This window comes from Alsobacter sp. KACC 23698 (genome assembly GCF_045348435.1).
Lineage (GTDB): Bacteria > Pseudomonadota > Alphaproteobacteria > Rhizobiales > Beijerinckiaceae > Alsobacter.
Genome location: NZ_CP157484.1, coordinates 1,011,394 through 1,027,701, shown reverse-complemented (window position 1 = coordinate 1,027,701; position 16,308 = coordinate 1,011,394). Strand labels below are relative to the sequence as shown.

The following is a 16,308-nucleotide window of genomic DNA, read 5'->3' as shown; positions in this document are numbered from 1 at the left end:
CGAGGGGAACAGGACATGGACAAGCTGATCAGCGGACTGACGCGTCGCGACGCCCTCAAGGCGGGCGTGGCTCTGGCGGGCGCCGTCGCGGCCCCGGGCGTGCTGCGGGCGCAGGCGGCGAGCGTCAAGGTGGGCGTGCTGCAGCCCCTCACCGGCGCGCTGGCCTTCGACGGGCAGGCCGGGCAACTGGGCGCCGAACTCGCCATCAAGGCGATCAACGCCGCGGGCGGGATCAAGTCGCTCGGGGGCGCCAAGCTCGAGGCCGTCATCGCCGACGCGCGCTCCACCCCGGAGGGCGGCAGCAGCGAGGTGGAGCGCCTGGCGGCCGAGAACGTCAGCGCCATCGTGGGCGGCTTCGCCAGCCCGATCTGCCTCGCCGCCACCCAGGCGGCGTCGCGCTATGACCTGCCCTACATCGTCGATGTTGGCGTCAACGACCAGATCGTCAGCCGCGGCCTGAAGAACACGTTCCGCTTCGCGCCCGGCTCCTCCATCGTCAGCGCGCAGGCGCTCGACAATCTCGTGAAGCTCAACGACGCCGCCGGCAAGCCGATCAAGACCGTGCTGCTGGTGCATGAGGACGGGCTCTTCGGCTCCGGCCTCGCCAAGCTGCTGCAGGCCGAGTTGCCCAAGCGCGGCTTTGAGGTGATCGACACGATCGCGCACCCGACGCCGGCGCGCGACATGTCGAACGTCGCCCTGCAGATCAAGGCCAAGAACCCGGACCTCGTGATCCCGTCCAGCTATTACGGCGAGTTCGTGCTGCTCGCCCGCACGATGCAGCAGCAGCGCATCAAGCCCAAGGGCGTCTATGCGGTGCTGAACGGCGCGGCGTCGAACTACCGCTTCGTCAAGGAATTCCCGGACGCGGCGCAATACGTCATCGACACCAACCACTGGTACGACCCGCGCAACGAAGTCGCCATCGCCCTCAAGAAGGAGGTCGACGGCATGGGCAAGTTCTTCACCTACAACGTGGCGCTGAACTACTCGGCGATGCTGCTGCTCGCCGACGCCATCGAGCGGGCGGGATCGGCCGACCGGGCCAAGATCATCGCCGCGCTGGAGACGTCGAGCTTCGACAAGCACATCATGCCCTACGGGCCGACCAAGTTCGTCAACGGCCAGAACACGGGCGCGGCCCCGGTGAACACGCAGGTCCAGGGCGGCGACATCAAGGTGATCTTCCCGGAGAAGTTCGCCGACGCGAAGCCCGTGTTCCCGATCCCGGCGTAAGGCCGGAGCCGCGCGATCTGGCCCTGGGCGTCTTCTGCGGAACCCTTCTGGATCCCCCTCCCCTCCGCCGCTGCGCGGCTCCGGCCGGGGATGACGGAGAGGGGGGAGCGCGTGGACAGGGTCGAGAGCCGAAACCTTTTCGCCGTCATCCCCGGCGGCGCGGAGCGACGGGAAGGGGATCCAGCCGGGCGGCGCCGGAGGGGGCTGGATCCCCTTCCCCTCCGCCGCTGCGCGGCTCCGGCCGGGGATGACGGAGAGAGAATGACGTCGTCGGGGTCGGCCGGGGCCGGCCGGCCGGGATCGCCAACACGGGATGCGCATGTTTTCGCCTGAGATCGTCATCGCCGCCGTCATCAACGGGCTCCTCACGGGCGCAGTCTATGCGCTCGTGTCGGTGGCGCTGACGCTCGTCTACGGCGTGCTGCACATCATCAATTTCGCCCATGGGGCGATCCTGACGGCGGCGATGTTCGCGGCGTTCTTCGCCCAGCAGGCCGGGGTCGATCCGCTCATCGCCGTCGTGTTCATCGCGCCGGCGTTCTTCCTGCTGGGCTACGCCATGCAGCGCTGGATCATCGGGCCGGCCAGCCATGGCGACGACCGCAACATCCTCCTGGTGACGCTGGGGCTGTCCATCGTAATCGAGAACGCGCTCTTGGCGGCGTTCCGCTCCGACACGCGCAGCATCGACGTGCCCTACGGCTTTTCCAGCGTGGACCTCGGATTCGTCTTCCTGCCCATGCCGCGGGTCATCGCCTTCGGGGTCACCTGCGCGGTGGCGCTGCTCCTCTGGGCGCTGCTGACGCGCACCGACGCCGGCAAGGCGATCCGGGCGGTCGCCCGGGAGAAGCTCGGCGCCGCGCTCGTCGGCATCGACGTGCCGCATGTCTACGCGCTGACCTTCGGCATCGGGGCGGCGTGCCTGGCGGTGGCGGCCTGCGTGCTGCTGCCCAGCTACTACGTGCATCCGCGCGTCGGAAACGCCTATGTGCTGATCGCCTTCACGGTGGTGGTGCTGGGCGGCATGGGCTCGGTGCCCGGCGCGATGATCGGCGGCCTCTTCATCGGCGTGGTGGAGAGCCTGTCCGGCCTCTATTTCGGCGAGAGCCTCGGCCAGCTCGGCGTCTTCGTGATCTTCATCCTGGTGCTGCTGGTGCGCCCGACGGGACTGTTCGGAGCGCGCGCATGAGCGCCGCGCGCAAGGCTTCCGCCCGCCAGGGCCTGCTGGCCGCCTATGGGCCGATCCTGGCGGTCGCGGCCGTCCTGGCCCTGCTGCCGCTCGCGACGTCGGCCAACACGGTGCTCAACGCCATGGTGCTGGCCCTGCTGATCGCGCTCGCCGGCCAGGGCTGGAACATCCTGGGCGGCTATGGCGGGCAGTTCTCCTTCGGGCATGCGGCGTTCTTCGGCACGGGGGCCTATCTCACCGCGATCCTGCAGGCGCGCTTGGGCGTCAACGCCTATGCGGCCTTCGCGACCGCCGTCGCGACGGGGGCGGCCGTGGGCGCGGCGATCGGCTATCTGAGCTTCCGCTCCGGCCTGCGCGGCTCCTATTTCGCGCTGGTGACGCTGGCCTTCGCGGAGGTGTTCCGGATCATCGCCAATGCGGCGCCGTTCACCGGCGGCGCCGCCGGCACGCTGATCAAGCTCGACGTCCGCCCCGAGACCTTCCAGTTCGCGAGCCGGGCCGTCTATTTCTGGATCGCGCTCGGCCTCGTGACGCTGGTGCTGGCGGCGACGCGGGCCATGGAGCGCTCGCGCTTCGGCGCCTATCTGGTGGCGATCCGCGAGAACGAGGACGCCGCCAAGGCGCTGGGCGTGAACACGCTCGCCGTCAAGCTGCAGGCCATCACGGCCTCGGCCGCCATCACGGCGGCGGCGGGGGCCTTCTACGCGCAGTACTTCCTCTTCGTCGACTCCACCATCGCGTACGGGTCCTGGATCTCCGTGGAGGCGCTCCTGGTGCCCATCGTGGGTGGGCTCGGCACGGTCTTCGGGCCGCTCATCGGCGCGCTCGCGCTGCATGGCCTGGCGGAGGCGACGAAAGCGGCCGCCGGCCGCATCCCGGGCCTCGACCTGGCGCTCTACGGCTCGCTGCTGGTGCTGGCCATCGCGTTCGCGCCAAACGGCGTGCACGGCCTGCTGGCGCGGCTGCGCGGCGGCCTTTCCTCGCGGAGCGCGTCATGAGCGCCCCGCTCCTCGCCGTGGAGGCGGCGTCCAAGCGGTTCGGCGGACTGCTGGCGGTGGACGGCGCCTCCCTCGCCGTGTCGGCGGGAAGCATCACCGGGCTGATCGGCCCGAACGGCGCGGGGAAGACCACGCTGTTCACGCTGATCTCCGGCTTCGAGACGCCGACCAGCGGGCGCATCGTCTTCCAGGGCCGGGACGTGGGCGGGCTCGCGCCGCACCAGCGCGCCGCCCTGGGCGTGGCGCGCACCTTCCAGATCGTCCAGCCCTTTGCGGGCCTGAGCGTCCGCGAGAACATCGCGGTGGGAGCCCATCTGCGCCATCCGCGCCGGGATGAGGCGCTGGACCGGGCCGAGGCGGTGGCGCGGCTCGTCGGCATCGACGAACGCCTCGACGCGCCGGCCGCAGGGCTGACGGTGGCCGGGCGCAAGCGGCTGGAGCTCGCCCGGGCGCTCGCCACCGAGCCGAAGCTGCTGCTTCTGGACGAGGTGCTGGCCGGGCTCAACCCGTCGGAGGTGCGCGACATCGTGCCGGTGATCCAGGAGATCCGCCGCGCCGGCGTCACCATCCTGATGGTGGAGCACGTGATGCAGGCGGTGATGAGCCTGTGCGACGACGTCTATGTGCTGGCCCAGGGCCGCGTCATCGCGGCGGGCCCGCCCGCCGTGGTGACCCGCGACCCCAAGGTGATCGAAGCCTATCTGGGCCACGGCGCCGCGGCGCGCCTGGCGGCCCGGGAGGCGGCGCATGGGTGAGCCGCTGCTCAGCGTGCGCGGGCTCGTCGCCGGCTATGGGCGGACGCAGGTGCTGCGCGGCGTCGATCTCGACGTGGCGGCGGGCGAGATCGTCGCGGTGCTCGGCTCCAACGGCGTCGGCAAGACGACGCTGAACAAGACACTCTCGGGCGTCGTGCGGGCCCAGGCGGGCGAGATCCTGTTCGACGGGGCGCGCATCGACGCGCTCGCGCCGCCGGCCATCGTGGCCGCGGGGCTGATCCATGTGCCGGAAGGCCGGCGCATCTTCCCCGACATGAGCGTGGTCGAGAACCTGGAGCTTGGCAGCTACCGGCGGGGCAAGGCGGATCGCGCCGCCAACCTGGAGAAGGTGTTCCAGATCTTCCCGCGCCTGCGCGAGCGGCGCCGGCAGGCGGCGGGCACGCTCTCCGGCGGCGAGCAGCAGATGCTGGCCATCGGCCGCGGCGTGATGGGCGAGCCCAAGCTGCTCATCCTCGACGAGCCGTCGCTGGGCCTGTCGCCGCTGCTCGTGGAGGAGATGTTCGCGCTCATCGCGCGGCTGAACGCGGACGGCCTTTCCATCCTGCTCGTGGAGCAGAACGTCATGCAGTCGCTGGCCGTCGCGGCCCGGGCGCATGTGCTGGAGAACGGGCGCTTCGTGCTCTCCGGCGCCGGCGAGGACCTCGCCCGCAATCCAGACCTCGAGAAAGCCTATCTGGGGATGTGACGATGACGGACGACCTGCGAACGGACCCGGCCGCAGCCGGAACGGCTCCCGGCCTGAAGCGGCGCATCGGCGGCGGCGGCATCGTGATCGCGCCGGGCGTCTATGACGCGCTGACGGCGTCGCTGGCCGCCACGGCCGGGTTCGAGGCGCTGTACCTGTCGGGCGCGGCGATCGCCTATACGCGCCTCGGCCGGCCCGACATCGGGCTCGTCTCCATGACGGAGGTCGCCGAGGCGCTGGCGCATGTCTGCGAGCGGGTGGACACGCCGGTGATCGTCGACGCCGACACGGGCTACGGCAACGCGCTCAACGTGCAGCGCACGGTCCGGCTGTTCGAGCGCGCCGGCGCGGCCGGCGTTCAGATCGAGGACCAGACCTTTCCCAAGCGCTGCGGCCACCTCGCCGACAAGGGCGTGATCCCGGCGGGCGAGATGGTCGGCAAGATCCGAGCCGCCGTCGACGCGCGCAGGAGCGAGGCCACGATGATCATCGCCCGCACCGACGCCGTCGCCGTGGAAGGGTTCGACGCGGCGATCGAGCGCGCCGGGCGCTACGCGGAGGCCGGCGCGGACATGCTGTTCGTCGAGGCGCCGCGCACTCGCGACCAGTTGGGCGCCGTCGCGGCCGCCCTGCAGGGCCGGGCGCCGCTGATGGCCAATATGGTGGAGGGCGGTCAGACCCCCATCCTGTCCGGCCCAGAGTTGGAGGCGCTCGGCTTCGCCCTCGTGATCTTCCCGGGCGCGATCGTGCGCGCCCTCGCCCGCGCCGCGCAGGACTTCTATGGCGTGCTCAGGCGCGACGGCACGACCGACGCGTTCCGCGACCGCATGTTCGACTTTGCGGCCATCAACGCCATCGTGGAGACGGACGCGACGCTGGAGCGGGGACGCCGCTACGAGGGCGACGGCCCGGCCCCCCGCCGCGCGGGAGCCCTCTGATGGCCGCGCTCGACGCCGTCACGCTCGCGGTCCTCAAGGGCCGGCTGGAGCAGATCGCCGACGAAATGGACGCCACGCTCTATCGCTCGGCGTTCAACCCGATCATCGCCGAGGCGCGGGACGCGTGCCACGGCCTCTACCACGCGCGCACCGGCGCCACGCTGGTGCAGGGCACGACCGGGCTGCCCATCTTCGTCGGCGCGATGGCCTTCGCGGTGAAGGCCGTGATCGACAAGGCGGCCCGGGACGGCGGGCTGGCGGACGGCGACACCTACCTGTTCAACGACCCCTATGACGGCGGCACCCATCTCAACGACTTTCGGCTGGTGCGGCCGGTGTTCCGCAACGGCGAGCTCTTCTGCTGGCTGGCGTCGGTGGGGCACTGGCTCGACATCGGCGGCAACGTGCCGGGCGGCTTCAACGCCCGCGCCACCGAGAGCTTCCAGGAGGGCGTGCGGATCCCGCCCGTGAAGCTGATCGCGGGGGGCGTCCTCAACGAGGACATCGTCGCGATCCTGTCGGCCAACAGCCGCGTGCCTCGCTCCAATTACGGCGACCTGAACGGCCAGCTGAACGCGCTTGATCTCGGCGAAAGGCGCCTCGCCGGCCTCCTGGACGACTATGGCGAGGCGACCGTGGCGGCGGCGTTCGACGCCTTCACGCAGCTCGCCGAAACGATGATGCGCGAGAATATCGCGGCGCTGCCGGACGGGACGGTGAGCTTCGAGGATTTCCTCGACAATGACGGCGTGACGGACGAGCCGCTCAGCATCGCGCTGGACCTGACCGTCACCGGCGACCGCATGCGGCTCGATTTCTCGCGCTCCGCGCCGGCCTGCGCGGGCCCGCTGAACATCGCGCGCTCGACCGCGGTCGCCTGTTGCTACGTGGCGCTCAAGCACGTCTTCACGGACGTGCCGGCCAATGCGGGCTGCCTCGCGCCGATCGACTTCGTGATCCCGGACACCACGCTGCTGGGCGTCAGCGCGCCCAAACCCGTGGGGGGCTACACCGAGACCATCCTGCGCGTCATCGGGGTGGTGTTCGGGGCGCTCGCCAAGATCATGCCCGAGCGCGCCACCGCGGCGCCGTTCGGCACCATCAACGCCCTGTCGCTGGCGGGCCACCGCCCCAACGGACAGCGCTGGGTGATGTTCTCGTTCTTCGGCGGAGGACTGGGCGGCAATCCGGAGACGGACGGGCTCAACCACGGCAACAACCCGATCTCGATGGCCACCATCCCGCCCGCCGAGATCCTGGAGGCGTCCTACCCGGTGATGTTCAGCCAATGGGCGCTGCGGCCCGACAGCGCCGGGGCGGGACTTCACCGCGGCGGATTGGGCGCCGTCTACGAGATCGAGGCGCTGGCGCCGGGCGGCGCGGACGTGTTCCTGCTAGGCGAGCGCGGCCGCTTCGCGCCGTTCGGCGTGAATGGCGGCGGCCCGGCCGCGTTGAACCGCTTCTCCTGGAACACGGACCAGGGCGACGCCGTCCCGCCGCTCGCCTCCAAGGTGACCGACGTGAAGGTGAGGCAGGGGCAACGCGTCCGGCTGGAGACGCCGGGCGGAGGCGGCTGGGGCGATCCGCTGCGGCGCGAGCCCGCGCTGGTCGCGCGGGACGTGCGGCTCGGCTATGTGTCGCCCGGGGCGGCCGCGGCCGATTACGGCGTCGTGGCGTCGGCCGACGGAGAGCTCGACGAGCGCGGCACGGCCGGGCTCCGTGCGGGGCGCCCGTCATGAGCGCGCGCGGAAACAACGGCGCCATCGTGGGCGTCGACGTGGGCGGCACGTTCACGGACCTCTTCTATTTCGACGAGGCGTCGCGCCGCTTCGCCACCGCCAAGGCGCCCTCCAACCGCGGAGACGAGGCGGTGGGCTTCATGGAGGGCCTGCGCCGCCTGGGATCCGTCGCGGAGTTCGGCTCCATCGTGCACGGCACGACGGTGGGCACCAACGCCCTCCTGGAGCGCAAGGGCGCCCGCATCGGCGTGATCACCACGCGCGGTTTCCGCGACGTCCTGGAGATGCGCCGCCGCGACCGGCCCCGGACCTGGGGCCTGTGGGGCGACTTCGTCCCCGTCGCTGACCGCGACATGCGCATCGAGGTCGACGAGCGCACGCTGGCGGACGGCTCGATCCGGACCGCCCTGGACCCCCGGGAGGCGCAGGACGCCGCCCGGGCGCTGCTGGCCAAGGGCGCGCAGGCGGTGGCCATCGTGTTCATCAACGCCTACGCCAACCCGGCCAACGAGCGGGCCGCGGCGGCCGCCGTCAGGGCTGTGTGGCCCAACGACCACGTTGCGATCTCGTCTGAGATATTGCCCGAAATCCGTGAGTTCGAAAGGACTTCCACGACGGCGCTCAACGCGTACTTGCAGCCGGTTGTGGGCGCCTATCTGGGCAAGCTCACCGACGCGCTGCGCGAGGCCAGGTTCGCGGGCCAGTTCCACATCGTCCAGTCCAATGGCGGGGTGATGTCCACCGCGACCGCGCGGCGCCTGCCTGTGAGGACGGCGTTGTCCGGGCCGGCCGCGGGCGTGATCGCGGCCGCCGCCATCGCGCGCGCGGCGGGCTTCGAGAACGTCATCACGGGGGACCTCGGCGGCACCTCCTTCGACGTCTCCCTCATCGCCAACGGCGAGTCCACGTTGACGGCGCAGACCACGATCGATTTCGGAATGGTGATCCGCACGCCGATGATCGAGATCACCACCATCGGGGCCGGCGGCGGGTCCATCGCGCATGTCGACAAGGGCGGCCTGCTGCAGGTCGGACCCGAGAGCGCCGGGTCGAGGCCTGGGCCGGTCTGCTACGCGGAAGGCGGAACCCGCCCCACCCTCACGGACGCCAATGTCGTGCTGGGCCGCATCAACGCCGAACGGCCGATCGGCGGCAAGCTCGCCCGCCTCGACGCCCAGGCCGCGCGCGCCGCCATCGAGGAGCATGTGGCGCGGCCGCTGGGGCTCGGCGTCATGGAGGCGGCGGAAGCTATCGTGCGGATCGCCAACGCCCGGATGGCCGGCGCGATCCGGCTCGTCTCGATCGAGCGAGGACACGACCCGGGCCGCTTCGCGATCATGCCCTTCGGCGGAGGCGGCGCGCTGCACGCCGGCGCGCTGATCCAGGAGGTCGGGCTCTCCGGCGCGCTGCTGCCGCGCTTTCCGGGCATCACCAGCGCGCTCGGCTGCGTCATCGCCGACCTGCGGCACGACCAGGTCCTCACCGTGAACCTGGATCTCGCCGGCCTCGACGCGGCCGCGCTGGACGCCCGCATGGTCGAGGCCGGCCGCGAGGCGAAGGCCGTGGTGGACGCCGCTGGCGTCGCGGTGGACCGCGTGGACGTGCTCTATGAGCTGGACATGCACTACCAGGGCCAGACCCACACGGTCTCCGCGCCCTTGCCGGTCACGCTGGGCGAGCATGGCGTGGGCGTGACGGAAGCGATCGTCCGCGGCGCCTTCGAGGCGGCCTACCGGCGCCAGTTCAGCCGCCTGCTGCCCGACATCCCGGTGCGGATCGTGTCGTTGCGCACGGCCGCGGTCGGCCGCAGGCCGGCCTTCGACCTCGGCGCCCTCGCGCCGGCGGCCGACCTCACGCTGGAGGGCGCGAGGCTCGGCGCGCGGCCGGTCTGGTTCGCCGGAGGCTGGCGCGAGGCGAGCGTGTGGGCCAGGCTCGACCTTCCCGTCGGAGCCGTCGTGGACGGACCGGCGGTGCTGGAGCAGCCGGACGCCACCACGGTGATCGATCCGGGGCTGCGCGCCCGGGTGGACGGGCTCGGCAACATCGTCATCGAGAGGGCGCCGGCATGAGCGGACGCGACATCCCGATCGCGCGCACGGCGCTGCTGATCTGCGACCTGCAGAACGACTTCATCCACCCGAAGGGCACCTATGGACGGGCCGGCCAGACCGCGCCGGAGATCGCCGCGGCGCCGGGCCGGGTAAGGCCGCTCGCCGACCTTATGCGGCGCAAGGGCGGCTGGATCGTCTCCACGCATTTCACGCTCGTGCCCGGCAAGGGCGGCGAGCCGATCGTCAGCCCGCATCTGAAGGCGCTGCGGCCTTTCCTGGCGAAGGGGGACTTCCAGCCAGGGACCTGGGGCCATGCTTTGGTGGAAGACCTGGCGCCGGCCGACCTCAGCGTCGAGAAGGTCGCCTATTCGGCCTTCTACATGACCCGCCTCGAATGGGTGCTGCGCAAGAGCGGGATCGAGAAGCTCTATGTCTGCGGGATCGTCACCAATGGCGGGGTCGCGTCGACGGTCCGGGACGCGCATGTGCGCGATTTCGAGACCATCGTCCTGTCGGATGGCTGCGCGGCGTTCTCGACCCACACGCATGACGTCGCCATCGAGGCGCTGCGCCCCGTCTGCGCCGTCATGACGGTCGACGAGGCCATCGCCTCCCTTGGGGCGTCATGAGCAGGGTGGAGAGCGCGGTCGGCGTCGCCTTCGCCGCCGAGGCGCCCGTGCTGATCGTCGGCGCCGGGGCGGCCGGGCTGTGCGCGGCGCTGGCGGCGATCGAGGCTGGCGCCGAGGTCGTGATGCTGGAGCGCGACCCGGTCCCGCGCGGGTCGACGGCGCTCTCGGCCGGGCTTGTGCCGGCGGCCGGAACCCGCTTCCAGGCGGCGCTGGGCGTCGCCGACAGCCCGGGGCTGTTCGCCGCCGATATCCAGCGCAAGGCCGGGGGCGAGGCCGATCCGGCCACGGTCGACGCGGTCGCGGCCGGGGCCGGGCCGGCTGTCGAATGGCTGGCGGACGCCTATGGGCTGCCCTTCTCGGTGGTGGACGACTTCGATTATCCGGGCCACTCGGCGCGCCGCATGCACGGCCTGCCGTCACGCTCCGGCGCCGAGCTGGTCGACCGGCTGCGGGACGCCGCCGAGCGCGCCGGCGCGGCGCTCCTCACGCAGGCGACCGTCACCACCCTGTTCGCCGAACCCGACGGGACCGTGCGGGGCGTCGAAGCCGAGCGGCCGGACGGCGGCGTGGAGCGGATCGGCTGCCGCGCCCTGGTCCTGGCCTGCAACGGCTATGGGGGCGCGCCGGACCTCGTGCGCCGCCACATCCCCGAGATGGAGGGCGCGCTCTATTTCGGCCACCCCGGCAACCGCGGCGACGCGGCGCTGTGGGGCGAGGCGCTCGGCGCGGAGCGGCGCTTCATGTCGGGATACCAGGGGCACGGGTCGGTCGCCCACCCCCACGGCATCCTGATCAGTTGGGCCGTCATCATGGAGGGCGGCTTCCAGGTCGACGCGAAGGGCGAGCGGTTCTCCGACGAGACGCGCGGCTATTCCGAACAGGCCGCCATGGTGCTGAAGCGCGCCGGCGGGGTCGCGTTCGACGTCTTCGACGAGCGGATCGCCGCCGTCGCGCGGCAGTTCGAGGATTTCAAGCAGGCCGAGGCGGCCGGGGCCATCCTGTCGGCGGACAGGCTGGAGGACCTCGCCGCGTTGGCGAAGCTGCCGGCCGGCCGCCTCGCCCGGACCTGTTCGGAGGTGGAGCGGCTGAAGGCGTCCGGCGGAACGGACGCCTTTGGACGGACCTTCTCGGCCGGGCAGAAGCTGGTCGCGCCCTTCAAGGCGGTTCGGGTGACGGGCGCGCTGTTCCACACGCAAGGCGGCCTGGCGGTGGACGGCTCCGCCCGGGTGCTTCGGCCAGACGGAACGTCTTTGCCGAACCTCTTTGCTGCGGGCGGCGCGGCGGCCGGCGTGTCGGGATCCACCGCCGCGGGCTACCTGTCCGGAAACGGGCTGCTGACCGCCGTCGTGCTCGGCCGCCTCGCCGGGCTCGCCGCCGCGCGCCTCGTCTGAGCCGGCGGCCTCAGTCCGGCCCGATCGCCGCGGCGGCTTCGGCGCGCAGGACGGGCAGGAGATCCCGCGCGAACCATGGATTGCGCTTGATCCAGCCCGTGTTGCGCCAGGAGGGATGGGGAAGCGGGATCATGCCGGCCTCCGCATGGATCCGGGCCCAGTCCGCCACCGTGGCGTCGAGCGTCGGGGCCAGAAGGTCGCGCCGGCCCAGCCGGGACAGATGCCACTTCAGCGCGTGCAGGCCGAGGCCGACGGTGAGCCTGGGCGGCGGCATCAGCGCAAGCAGCCGCTCGCGCCAGGCGGCGGCGCATTCGGGCCGCGGGGGCAGGTCGCCGCCCTTGGCGTCCTGGCCCGGGAAGCAGAACCCCATCGGCAGGATGGCCACGCGGGCCGGATCGTAGAAGGCGTCCTCGCCGATGCCGAGCCACTCGCGCAGCCGGTCCCCGGAGGCGTCCGTGAAGGGCCGCCCGGAGGCGTGCACCTTCGTGCCCGGCGCCTGCCCGACGATGAAGAGCCGCGCGCCGAAGGAGGCCTGCAACACCGGGCGGGGCTCGTGCGGCAGGGGAGCCTTCCAGGGCGCGTCGCGGCAGATCCGGCACAGCCGGATGGCGGCGAGCAGATCGTCGAGGTCCTGGGCGCTCATCGCCACCCCTGCCCCGCCCGCGGCGGCGTCAGGCCGAGGCGGACGGCCTGGACGACACCTCCGCCTTCCAGCGCTTCAGGTTGACGAGGTCGTCCGGCACGGCGATGCGGGTCGGACGGAGGAAGTCGATCGCGCACAGGGCGGTGATGTCGGCGATGCTGAAGCGGTCGCCGGCGATGTAGGCCCGTTCGGCGAGCTCGCGGTCGAGATAGGCCAGCTCCGCCATGAGGCGCGGCTTGTTCGCCTCGCCCCATGCGGGGCACTGGTCCTCGAGCTTGGCCATCGCCGGGTGGAGATGGCGGAAGACGGCCTGCACGGTCGCCAGCAGACCCAGCTCCACGCGACGCTGCCACATCTCGGTGAAGGCGCGCTCCCGTGGCGACGCGCCGAACAGGTTGGGCTCGGGATGCAGCTCCTCGATGAAGCGGCAGATCGCCACCGACTCGCTGAGCGCCGCGCCGTCGTCCAGCACGAGCACCGGCGTCTGCTGGCGCGGGTTCAGCGCTCGGAACTGGTCGCCGCGATGCTCGAGCATGCCGAGATCCACCGTTTCGGTGGGGATGGAGACTCCCTTCTCGGCCAGGAAGATCCGGACCCGGCGCGGGTTGGGAGCCGAGGGAGTGTCATAGAGCTTCATCGCGTGCCTCCCGTCAGGGACCGCTATCGACCACGAGCGGCGCCCTTGGGTCAATGCGCGTGCAGGCTCGCGCCGAGAACGCCATCGCGCCGGCCCCGGTTGCGCCGTCAGGGCCGGGGATGGCGGGCGCGCCAGTCGGCGGGGCGCTCGAACCGGGACGCCCAGACGCCGCGCCCGGCGCGGTGCGCATCGGCCTCCTCGGACTCGTAGGCGCCGTAGGCGACCGCCTGCCCGTCCAGGACCATCGCCCGGTTCACGTCGACGTCCCCGACGCGGCACACCGCCAGCTTGCGGCCGTAGCGATCGACCCCGTGGGAGACGCAGACCAGCGCGCCAGCCCCGATGAGCTGCACGAGCGCCGACCTGGCTTGCTTTCCGCAGGGCTCCTCGCGATCGCCCTTCCAGCAGGTCTGCCGGTACTCCGGCGCGTCGATGCCCTCCAGTCGGATCTCCTGACCGTCCAGCCTGAGGCTGTCGCCATCGACCACGGTCACGCGCCCGGTGAGGGTCTCGGCTCGCCACGCCTTGACGGCCTCGCGGCCCATGGCGAACAGCGCCGCCGTGATGGCGAGCGCGAGCAGCCCTGGCAGGCCCCGGCGAAGGCGGCGCGGCCCGGACGCGTAATACGTCATACGGCGAATCTCTCCCTGCGCGTCAGGCGCAAGTTAACTGTTTCCGATCAAGATGCAGCCTTACCTCGCCGCCGGGTCCTGCGTACCTCGTCCATGTCAGAACTGACGCCCGAAATCATCCAGCGAGGCCGTGGCGCGGACCCGATCGAGGTGGCGCGCCGCCGCCGGGCGAATCGGGAGCTCCAGGCGACGCGCGAGAAGCTGACGTCAACCTCCGGGCTGGAGCGCGCGTTCGACTACGAGATCCTCCGGCAATTCGCCGAGACCCGGCGCAACGCCGTGGTGGTGATGTATCTCCTGACCGGGATCATCGGCGCCGCCGCGACAGTCTGGGTCAGCGCTCCGCTCGTGCTGATGTGGATGGCGCTCATCATGATCGCGATGAGCGTGTCCTTCGTGTTCACCTCGCGCTACCTGAAGCTCGAACCAACGACGGTCGCTGTCGGCGCGTGGCGCCTGCGCTTCGTCATCGGCGAGTTCGTCCAGGGCGCCGCCTGGGCGGTGCTGCTCGTCGCGCTCTACCAGTCGGGGGCGCAGGGCGCGCAGACCTTCCTGCTGTTCCTGGCGCTGCTGATCACGGCCGTCACGGCGATGCTGGCCGCCAACGTGCCGGCGGCGGTCTATTTCGGCATCGCGCCGCTCTCGGGCGCGATCCTGTCCAGCATCGGATCGCTGCACAATTACGAGTGGCTGACCATGGCGATGGTGGCGGCGGGCGGGCAGCTCTACTTCGCCATCCTGGCCAACCGCCTCTATTCGTCGACCGTGGCGACGCTGGAATTCCGGGCCGAGAAGGACGCGCTGATCGCCGAGCTGGAGCAGGCCAAGGCCAACTCGGACGAGGCGCGCCGTCGGGCCGAGGAGGCCAACATCGCCAAGTCGCACTTTTTGGCGACGATGAGCCATGAGCTGCGTACGCCGCTGAACGCCATCATGGGCTTTTCGGAGGTGATGAAAGGCGAGCTGTTCGGCAAGCACCACGTGCCGGCCTATCGCGAATACGCCAACGACATCTATTCCAGCGGCAAGCTGCTGCTGGACATCATCAACGAGATCCTCGACCTGTCGCGCATCGAGGCCGGACGCTACGAGCTGAAGGAAGAGGCGGTCAGCCTCGCCCATGTGGTGGAGGACTGCCACCATATGCTGCAGATGCGGGCCAAGAACCGCTCCATCACCATCCGCGAGACGATCGAGCGCAACCTGCCCAAGATCTGGGCCGACGAACGCTCGATCCGGCAGGTGGCGCTGAACCTGCTCTCCAACGCGATCAAGTTCACCCCGACCGGCGGAGAGGTCACCATCAAGGTCGGCTGGACGTCCTCGGGCGGGCAGTATCTCAGCGTGCGCGACACCGGGCCGGGCATTCCCGAGGAGGAGATCCCGGTGGTGCTGCAGTCCTTCGGCCGCGGATCGCTGGCGATCAAGACGGCCGAGCAGGGCACCGGGCTGGGGCTGCCGATCGTCAAGGGGCTGATCGACATGCATGGAGGCCAGCTGATCCTGAACTCCAAGCTGCGCGAGGGCACGGAAGTGATCGTCACCCTGCCGCCGTCGCGGGTGATGGACACGCTCGCCCCGATGGACGAGTCCGGCCTGGAGCCCGCGCCGTCGCAGACCCCGCGCACGGCCCGCCGCGCGGCGGCCTGATCAGCCCGCCTGGCCGTTGTCCGGCCGGTCGTCGACACCGGCCTGGGCGAAGGTGGCCATGCCGGCGTGGCAGGCGGCCGCCGCCTTGATCACGCCCATCGCCAGCGCGGCGCCGGAGCCTTCGCCGAGGCGCATGCCCAGATCGAGGATCGGCGGCTTGCCGAGCCGCTCCAGCACCTCGCGGTGCGCGCCCTCGGCCGAGACGTGGCCGGCGACGCAATGGTCCAGCGCGGAGGGGTCGAGCGCGTGCAGGACGGCCGCCGCGGCCGTGACCACATAACCGTCGAGCACCACCGGAACGCGGTTGAGGCGCGCCGCCAGGATGGCGCCCGCGATGGCGGCGATCTCGCGCCCGCCCAGGCGGCGCAGCAGCTCCAGCGGGTCGTCCAGATGCGCGGCATGGACCATGATGGCGCGCTCGACCGCGGCGGTCTTGCGTTTCACCCCCTCGTCGTCGAGGCCCGTGCCGCGGCCGACGAAGCGGGCGGGGTCGCCGCCGTAGAGGGCGGCGTAGATGGCCGCCGCGATCGTGGTGTTGCCGATCCCCATCTCGCCGAGGCCGAGCAGATCGGTCCCGCCGGAGATCGCCTCCATGCCGAAGGCCATGGTGGCGACGCAGCTCTTCTCGTCCAGCGCGGGTTCCACGGTGATGTCGGCGGTCGGGATGTCGAGCGCGAGGTCGAAGACCTTGAAGCCGAGGTCATGGGCGGCGCAGATCTGGTTGATCGCCGCACCCCCTGCCGCGAAGTTCTCCAGCATCTGGCGGGTGACGCTCTGCGGATAGGGCGAGACGCCCTGCGCGACGACGCCGTGGTTGCCGGCGAAGACGCAGACGAGCGGCCTGACAATCTGCGGCGTCGGCTTGCCCTGCCACTCGGCGAGCCAGACGGCGATGTCCTCGAGGCGTCCGAGGCTGCCCGGGGGCTTGGTGAGCATGGCGTCGCGCGCCCGGACCGCGGCGGCGGCGCCCAGGTCGGGGCCCGGCATGACGGCCAGCAGGCTGCGGATGTCGTCGAAGGGAAGGCCGGTGGCGTTCGTCGGCATGGTCGCTCCTGTGGCCTTCGGCCCCGTCAGACGGGATTCGCTGCGCGGGGCCTGCTATAGCGGTTGCATC

The 16,308-nt window shown here is 71.4% G+C and carries 15 protein-coding genes; 11 read left to right on the top strand and 4 right to left on the bottom strand.

Annotated features, from left to right (window positions below):
* Nucleotides 1–15 precede the first annotated feature (15 nt).
* The 10 genes from ABEG18_RS04690 to ABEG18_RS04645 all read left to right on the top strand — a co-directional run bounded on the left by ABEG18_RS04690 (nucleotide 16) and on the right by ABEG18_RS04645 (nucleotide 11,632).
* Nucleotides 16–1,236, top strand: a complete 1,221-nt coding sequence (locus ABEG18_RS04690; protein ID WP_406856936.1) for an ABC transporter substrate-binding protein — start codon at nucleotides 16–18, stop codon at nucleotides 1,234–1,236.
* A gap of 319 nt (nucleotides 1,237–1,555) precedes the next feature.
* A complete protein-coding gene (locus tag ABEG18_RS04685) occupies nucleotides 1,556–2,425 on the top strand; it encodes a branched-chain amino acid ABC transporter permease (RefSeq protein ID WP_406856935.1) in 870 nt (289 codons plus the stop codon).
* Nucleotides 2,422–3,423 (top strand): branched-chain amino acid ABC transporter permease, encoded by a 1,002-nt coding sequence (locus ABEG18_RS04680; RefSeq protein WP_406856934.1) that lies wholly within the window; start codon nucleotides 2,422–2,424, stop codon nucleotides 3,421–3,423. Before ABEG18_RS04685 ends, ABEG18_RS04680 begins: the two co-directional genes overlap by 4 nt.
* Nucleotides 3,420–4,178 carry an ABC transporter ATP-binding protein gene (locus ABEG18_RS04675; protein ID WP_406856933.1) on the top strand — a complete coding sequence of 253 codons (759 nt, stop codon included), beginning with the start codon at nucleotides 3,420–3,422 and terminating at the stop codon, nucleotides 4,176–4,178. The genes ABEG18_RS04680 and ABEG18_RS04675 overlap by 4 nt, the downstream gene beginning before the upstream one ends.
* Nucleotides 4,179–4,182: 4 nt before the next feature.
* Nucleotides 4,183–4,884, top strand: a complete 702-nt coding sequence (locus ABEG18_RS04670) for an ABC transporter ATP-binding protein (RefSeq protein ID WP_406858532.1) — start codon at nucleotides 4,183–4,185, stop codon at nucleotides 4,882–4,884.
* A 2-nt stretch (nucleotides 4,885–4,886) separates the two neighbouring features.
* Nucleotides 4,887–5,822: an oxaloacetate decarboxylase gene (locus ABEG18_RS04665; RefSeq protein WP_406856932.1), complete on the top strand. Its 936-nt coding sequence runs from the start codon at nucleotides 4,887–4,889 to the stop codon at nucleotides 5,820–5,822.
* Nucleotides 5,822–7,561, top strand: coding sequence for a hydantoinase B/oxoprolinase family protein (locus tag ABEG18_RS04660; protein WP_406856931.1), 1,740 nt, complete (start codon nucleotides 5,822–5,824; stop codon nucleotides 7,559–7,561). The genes ABEG18_RS04665 and ABEG18_RS04660 overlap by 1 nt, the downstream gene beginning before the upstream one ends.
* Nucleotides 7,558–9,630, top strand: coding sequence for a hydantoinase/oxoprolinase family protein (locus tag ABEG18_RS04655; RefSeq protein WP_406856930.1), 2,073 nt, complete (start codon nucleotides 7,558–7,560; stop codon nucleotides 9,628–9,630). Before ABEG18_RS04660 ends, ABEG18_RS04655 begins: the two co-directional genes overlap by 4 nt.
* The gene (locus ABEG18_RS04650) at nucleotides 9,627–10,241 is read left to right on the top strand and encodes a cysteine hydrolase (RefSeq protein WP_406856929.1); all 615 of its coding nucleotides are present in this window, start codon (nucleotides 9,627–9,629) and stop codon (nucleotides 10,239–10,241) included. The genes ABEG18_RS04655 and ABEG18_RS04650 overlap by 4 nt, the downstream gene beginning before the upstream one ends.
* Nucleotides 10,238–11,632, top strand: a complete 1,395-nt coding sequence (locus ABEG18_RS04645; RefSeq protein ID WP_406856928.1) for an FAD-dependent oxidoreductase — start codon at nucleotides 10,238–10,240, stop codon at nucleotides 11,630–11,632. Before ABEG18_RS04650 ends, ABEG18_RS04645 begins: the two co-directional genes overlap by 4 nt.
* A 10-nt stretch (nucleotides 11,633–11,642) precedes the next feature.
* Here the strand turns inward: ABEG18_RS04645 and ABEG18_RS04640 are convergent, their stop codons facing one another.
* From ABEG18_RS04640 to ABEG18_RS04630, 3 genes are all read right to left on the bottom strand, one after another.
* Nucleotides 11,643–12,275 (bottom strand): uracil-DNA glycosylase family protein, encoded by a 633-nt coding sequence (locus ABEG18_RS04640; protein WP_406856927.1) that lies wholly within the window; start codon nucleotides 12,273–12,275, stop codon nucleotides 11,643–11,645.
* A gap of 28 nt (nucleotides 12,276–12,303) precedes the next feature.
* Entirely contained in the window at nucleotides 12,304–12,912 is a 609-nt protein-coding gene (locus ABEG18_RS04635; protein ID WP_406856926.1) for a glutathione S-transferase family protein, read from the bottom strand.
* A 107-nt stretch (nucleotides 12,913–13,019) separates the two neighbouring features.
* The gene (locus ABEG18_RS04630) at nucleotides 13,020–13,544 is read right to left on the bottom strand and encodes a thermonuclease family protein (protein ID WP_406856925.1); all 525 of its coding nucleotides are present in this window, start codon (nucleotides 13,542–13,544) and stop codon (nucleotides 13,020–13,022) included.
* A 93-nt stretch (nucleotides 13,545–13,637) separates the two neighbouring features.
* Between ABEG18_RS04630 and ABEG18_RS04625 the strand changes: the two genes are divergently transcribed.
* Complete coding sequence (locus ABEG18_RS04625; protein WP_406856924.1) at nucleotides 13,638–15,194, top strand: MFS domain-containing histidine kinase; 1,557 nt, start codon at nucleotides 13,638–13,640, stop codon at nucleotides 15,192–15,194.
* Here ABEG18_RS04625 and cobT read toward each other — a convergent pair whose 3' ends face one another.
* Nucleotides 15,195–16,238, bottom strand: a complete 1,044-nt coding sequence (cobT, locus tag ABEG18_RS04620) for a nicotinate-nucleotide--dimethylbenzimidazole phosphoribosyltransferase (protein ID WP_406856923.1) — start codon at nucleotides 16,236–16,238, stop codon at nucleotides 15,195–15,197.
* Nucleotides 16,239–16,308: the final 70 nt, after the last annotated feature.

Coding starts and splice junctions, on each gene's coding strand:
- ABEG18_RS04690 (WP_406856936.1), top strand. CDS start 16: ATGGACAAGCTGATCAGCGGACTGACGCGTCGCGACGCCCTCAAGGCG.
- ABEG18_RS04685 (WP_406856935.1), top strand. CDS start 1,556: ATGTTTTCGCCTGAGATCGTCATCGCCGCCGTCATCAACGGGCTCCTC.
- ABEG18_RS04680 (WP_406856934.1), top strand. CDS start 2,422: ATGAGCGCCGCGCGCAAGGCTTCCGCCCGCCAGGGCCTGCTGGCCGCC.
- ABEG18_RS04675 (WP_406856933.1), top strand. CDS start 3,420: ATGAGCGCCCCGCTCCTCGCCGTGGAGGCGGCGTCCAAGCGGTTCGGC.
- ABEG18_RS04665 (WP_406856932.1), top strand. CDS start 4,887: ATGACGGACGACCTGCGAACGGACCCGGCCGCAGCCGGAACGGCTCCC.
- ABEG18_RS04660 (WP_406856931.1), top strand. CDS start 5,822: ATGGCCGCGCTCGACGCCGTCACGCTCGCGGTCCTCAAGGGCCGGCTG.
- ABEG18_RS04655 (WP_406856930.1), top strand. CDS start 7,558: ATGAGCGCGCGCGGAAACAACGGCGCCATCGTGGGCGTCGACGTGGGC.
- ABEG18_RS04650 (WP_406856929.1), top strand. CDS start 9,627: ATGAGCGGACGCGACATCCCGATCGCGCGCACGGCGCTGCTGATCTGC.
- ABEG18_RS04645 (WP_406856928.1), top strand. CDS start 10,238: ATGAGCAGGGTGGAGAGCGCGGTCGGCGTCGCCTTCGCCGCCGAGGCG.
- ABEG18_RS04640 (WP_406856927.1), bottom strand. CDS start 12,275: ATGAGCGCCCAGGACCTCGACGATCTGCTCGCCGCCATCCGGCTGTGC.
- ABEG18_RS04635 (WP_406856926.1), bottom strand. CDS start 12,912: ATGAAGCTCTATGACACTCCCTCGGCTCCCAACCCGCGCCGGGTCCGG.
- ABEG18_RS04630 (WP_406856925.1), bottom strand. CDS start 13,544: ATGACGTATTACGCGTCCGGGCCGCGCCGCCTTCGCCGGGGCCTGCCA.
- ABEG18_RS04625 (WP_406856924.1), top strand. CDS start 13,638: ATGTCAGAACTGACGCCCGAAATCATCCAGCGAGGCCGTGGCGCGGAC.
- cobT (WP_406856923.1), bottom strand. CDS start 16,238: ATGCCGACGAACGCCACCGGCCTTCCCTTCGACGACATCCGCAGCCTG.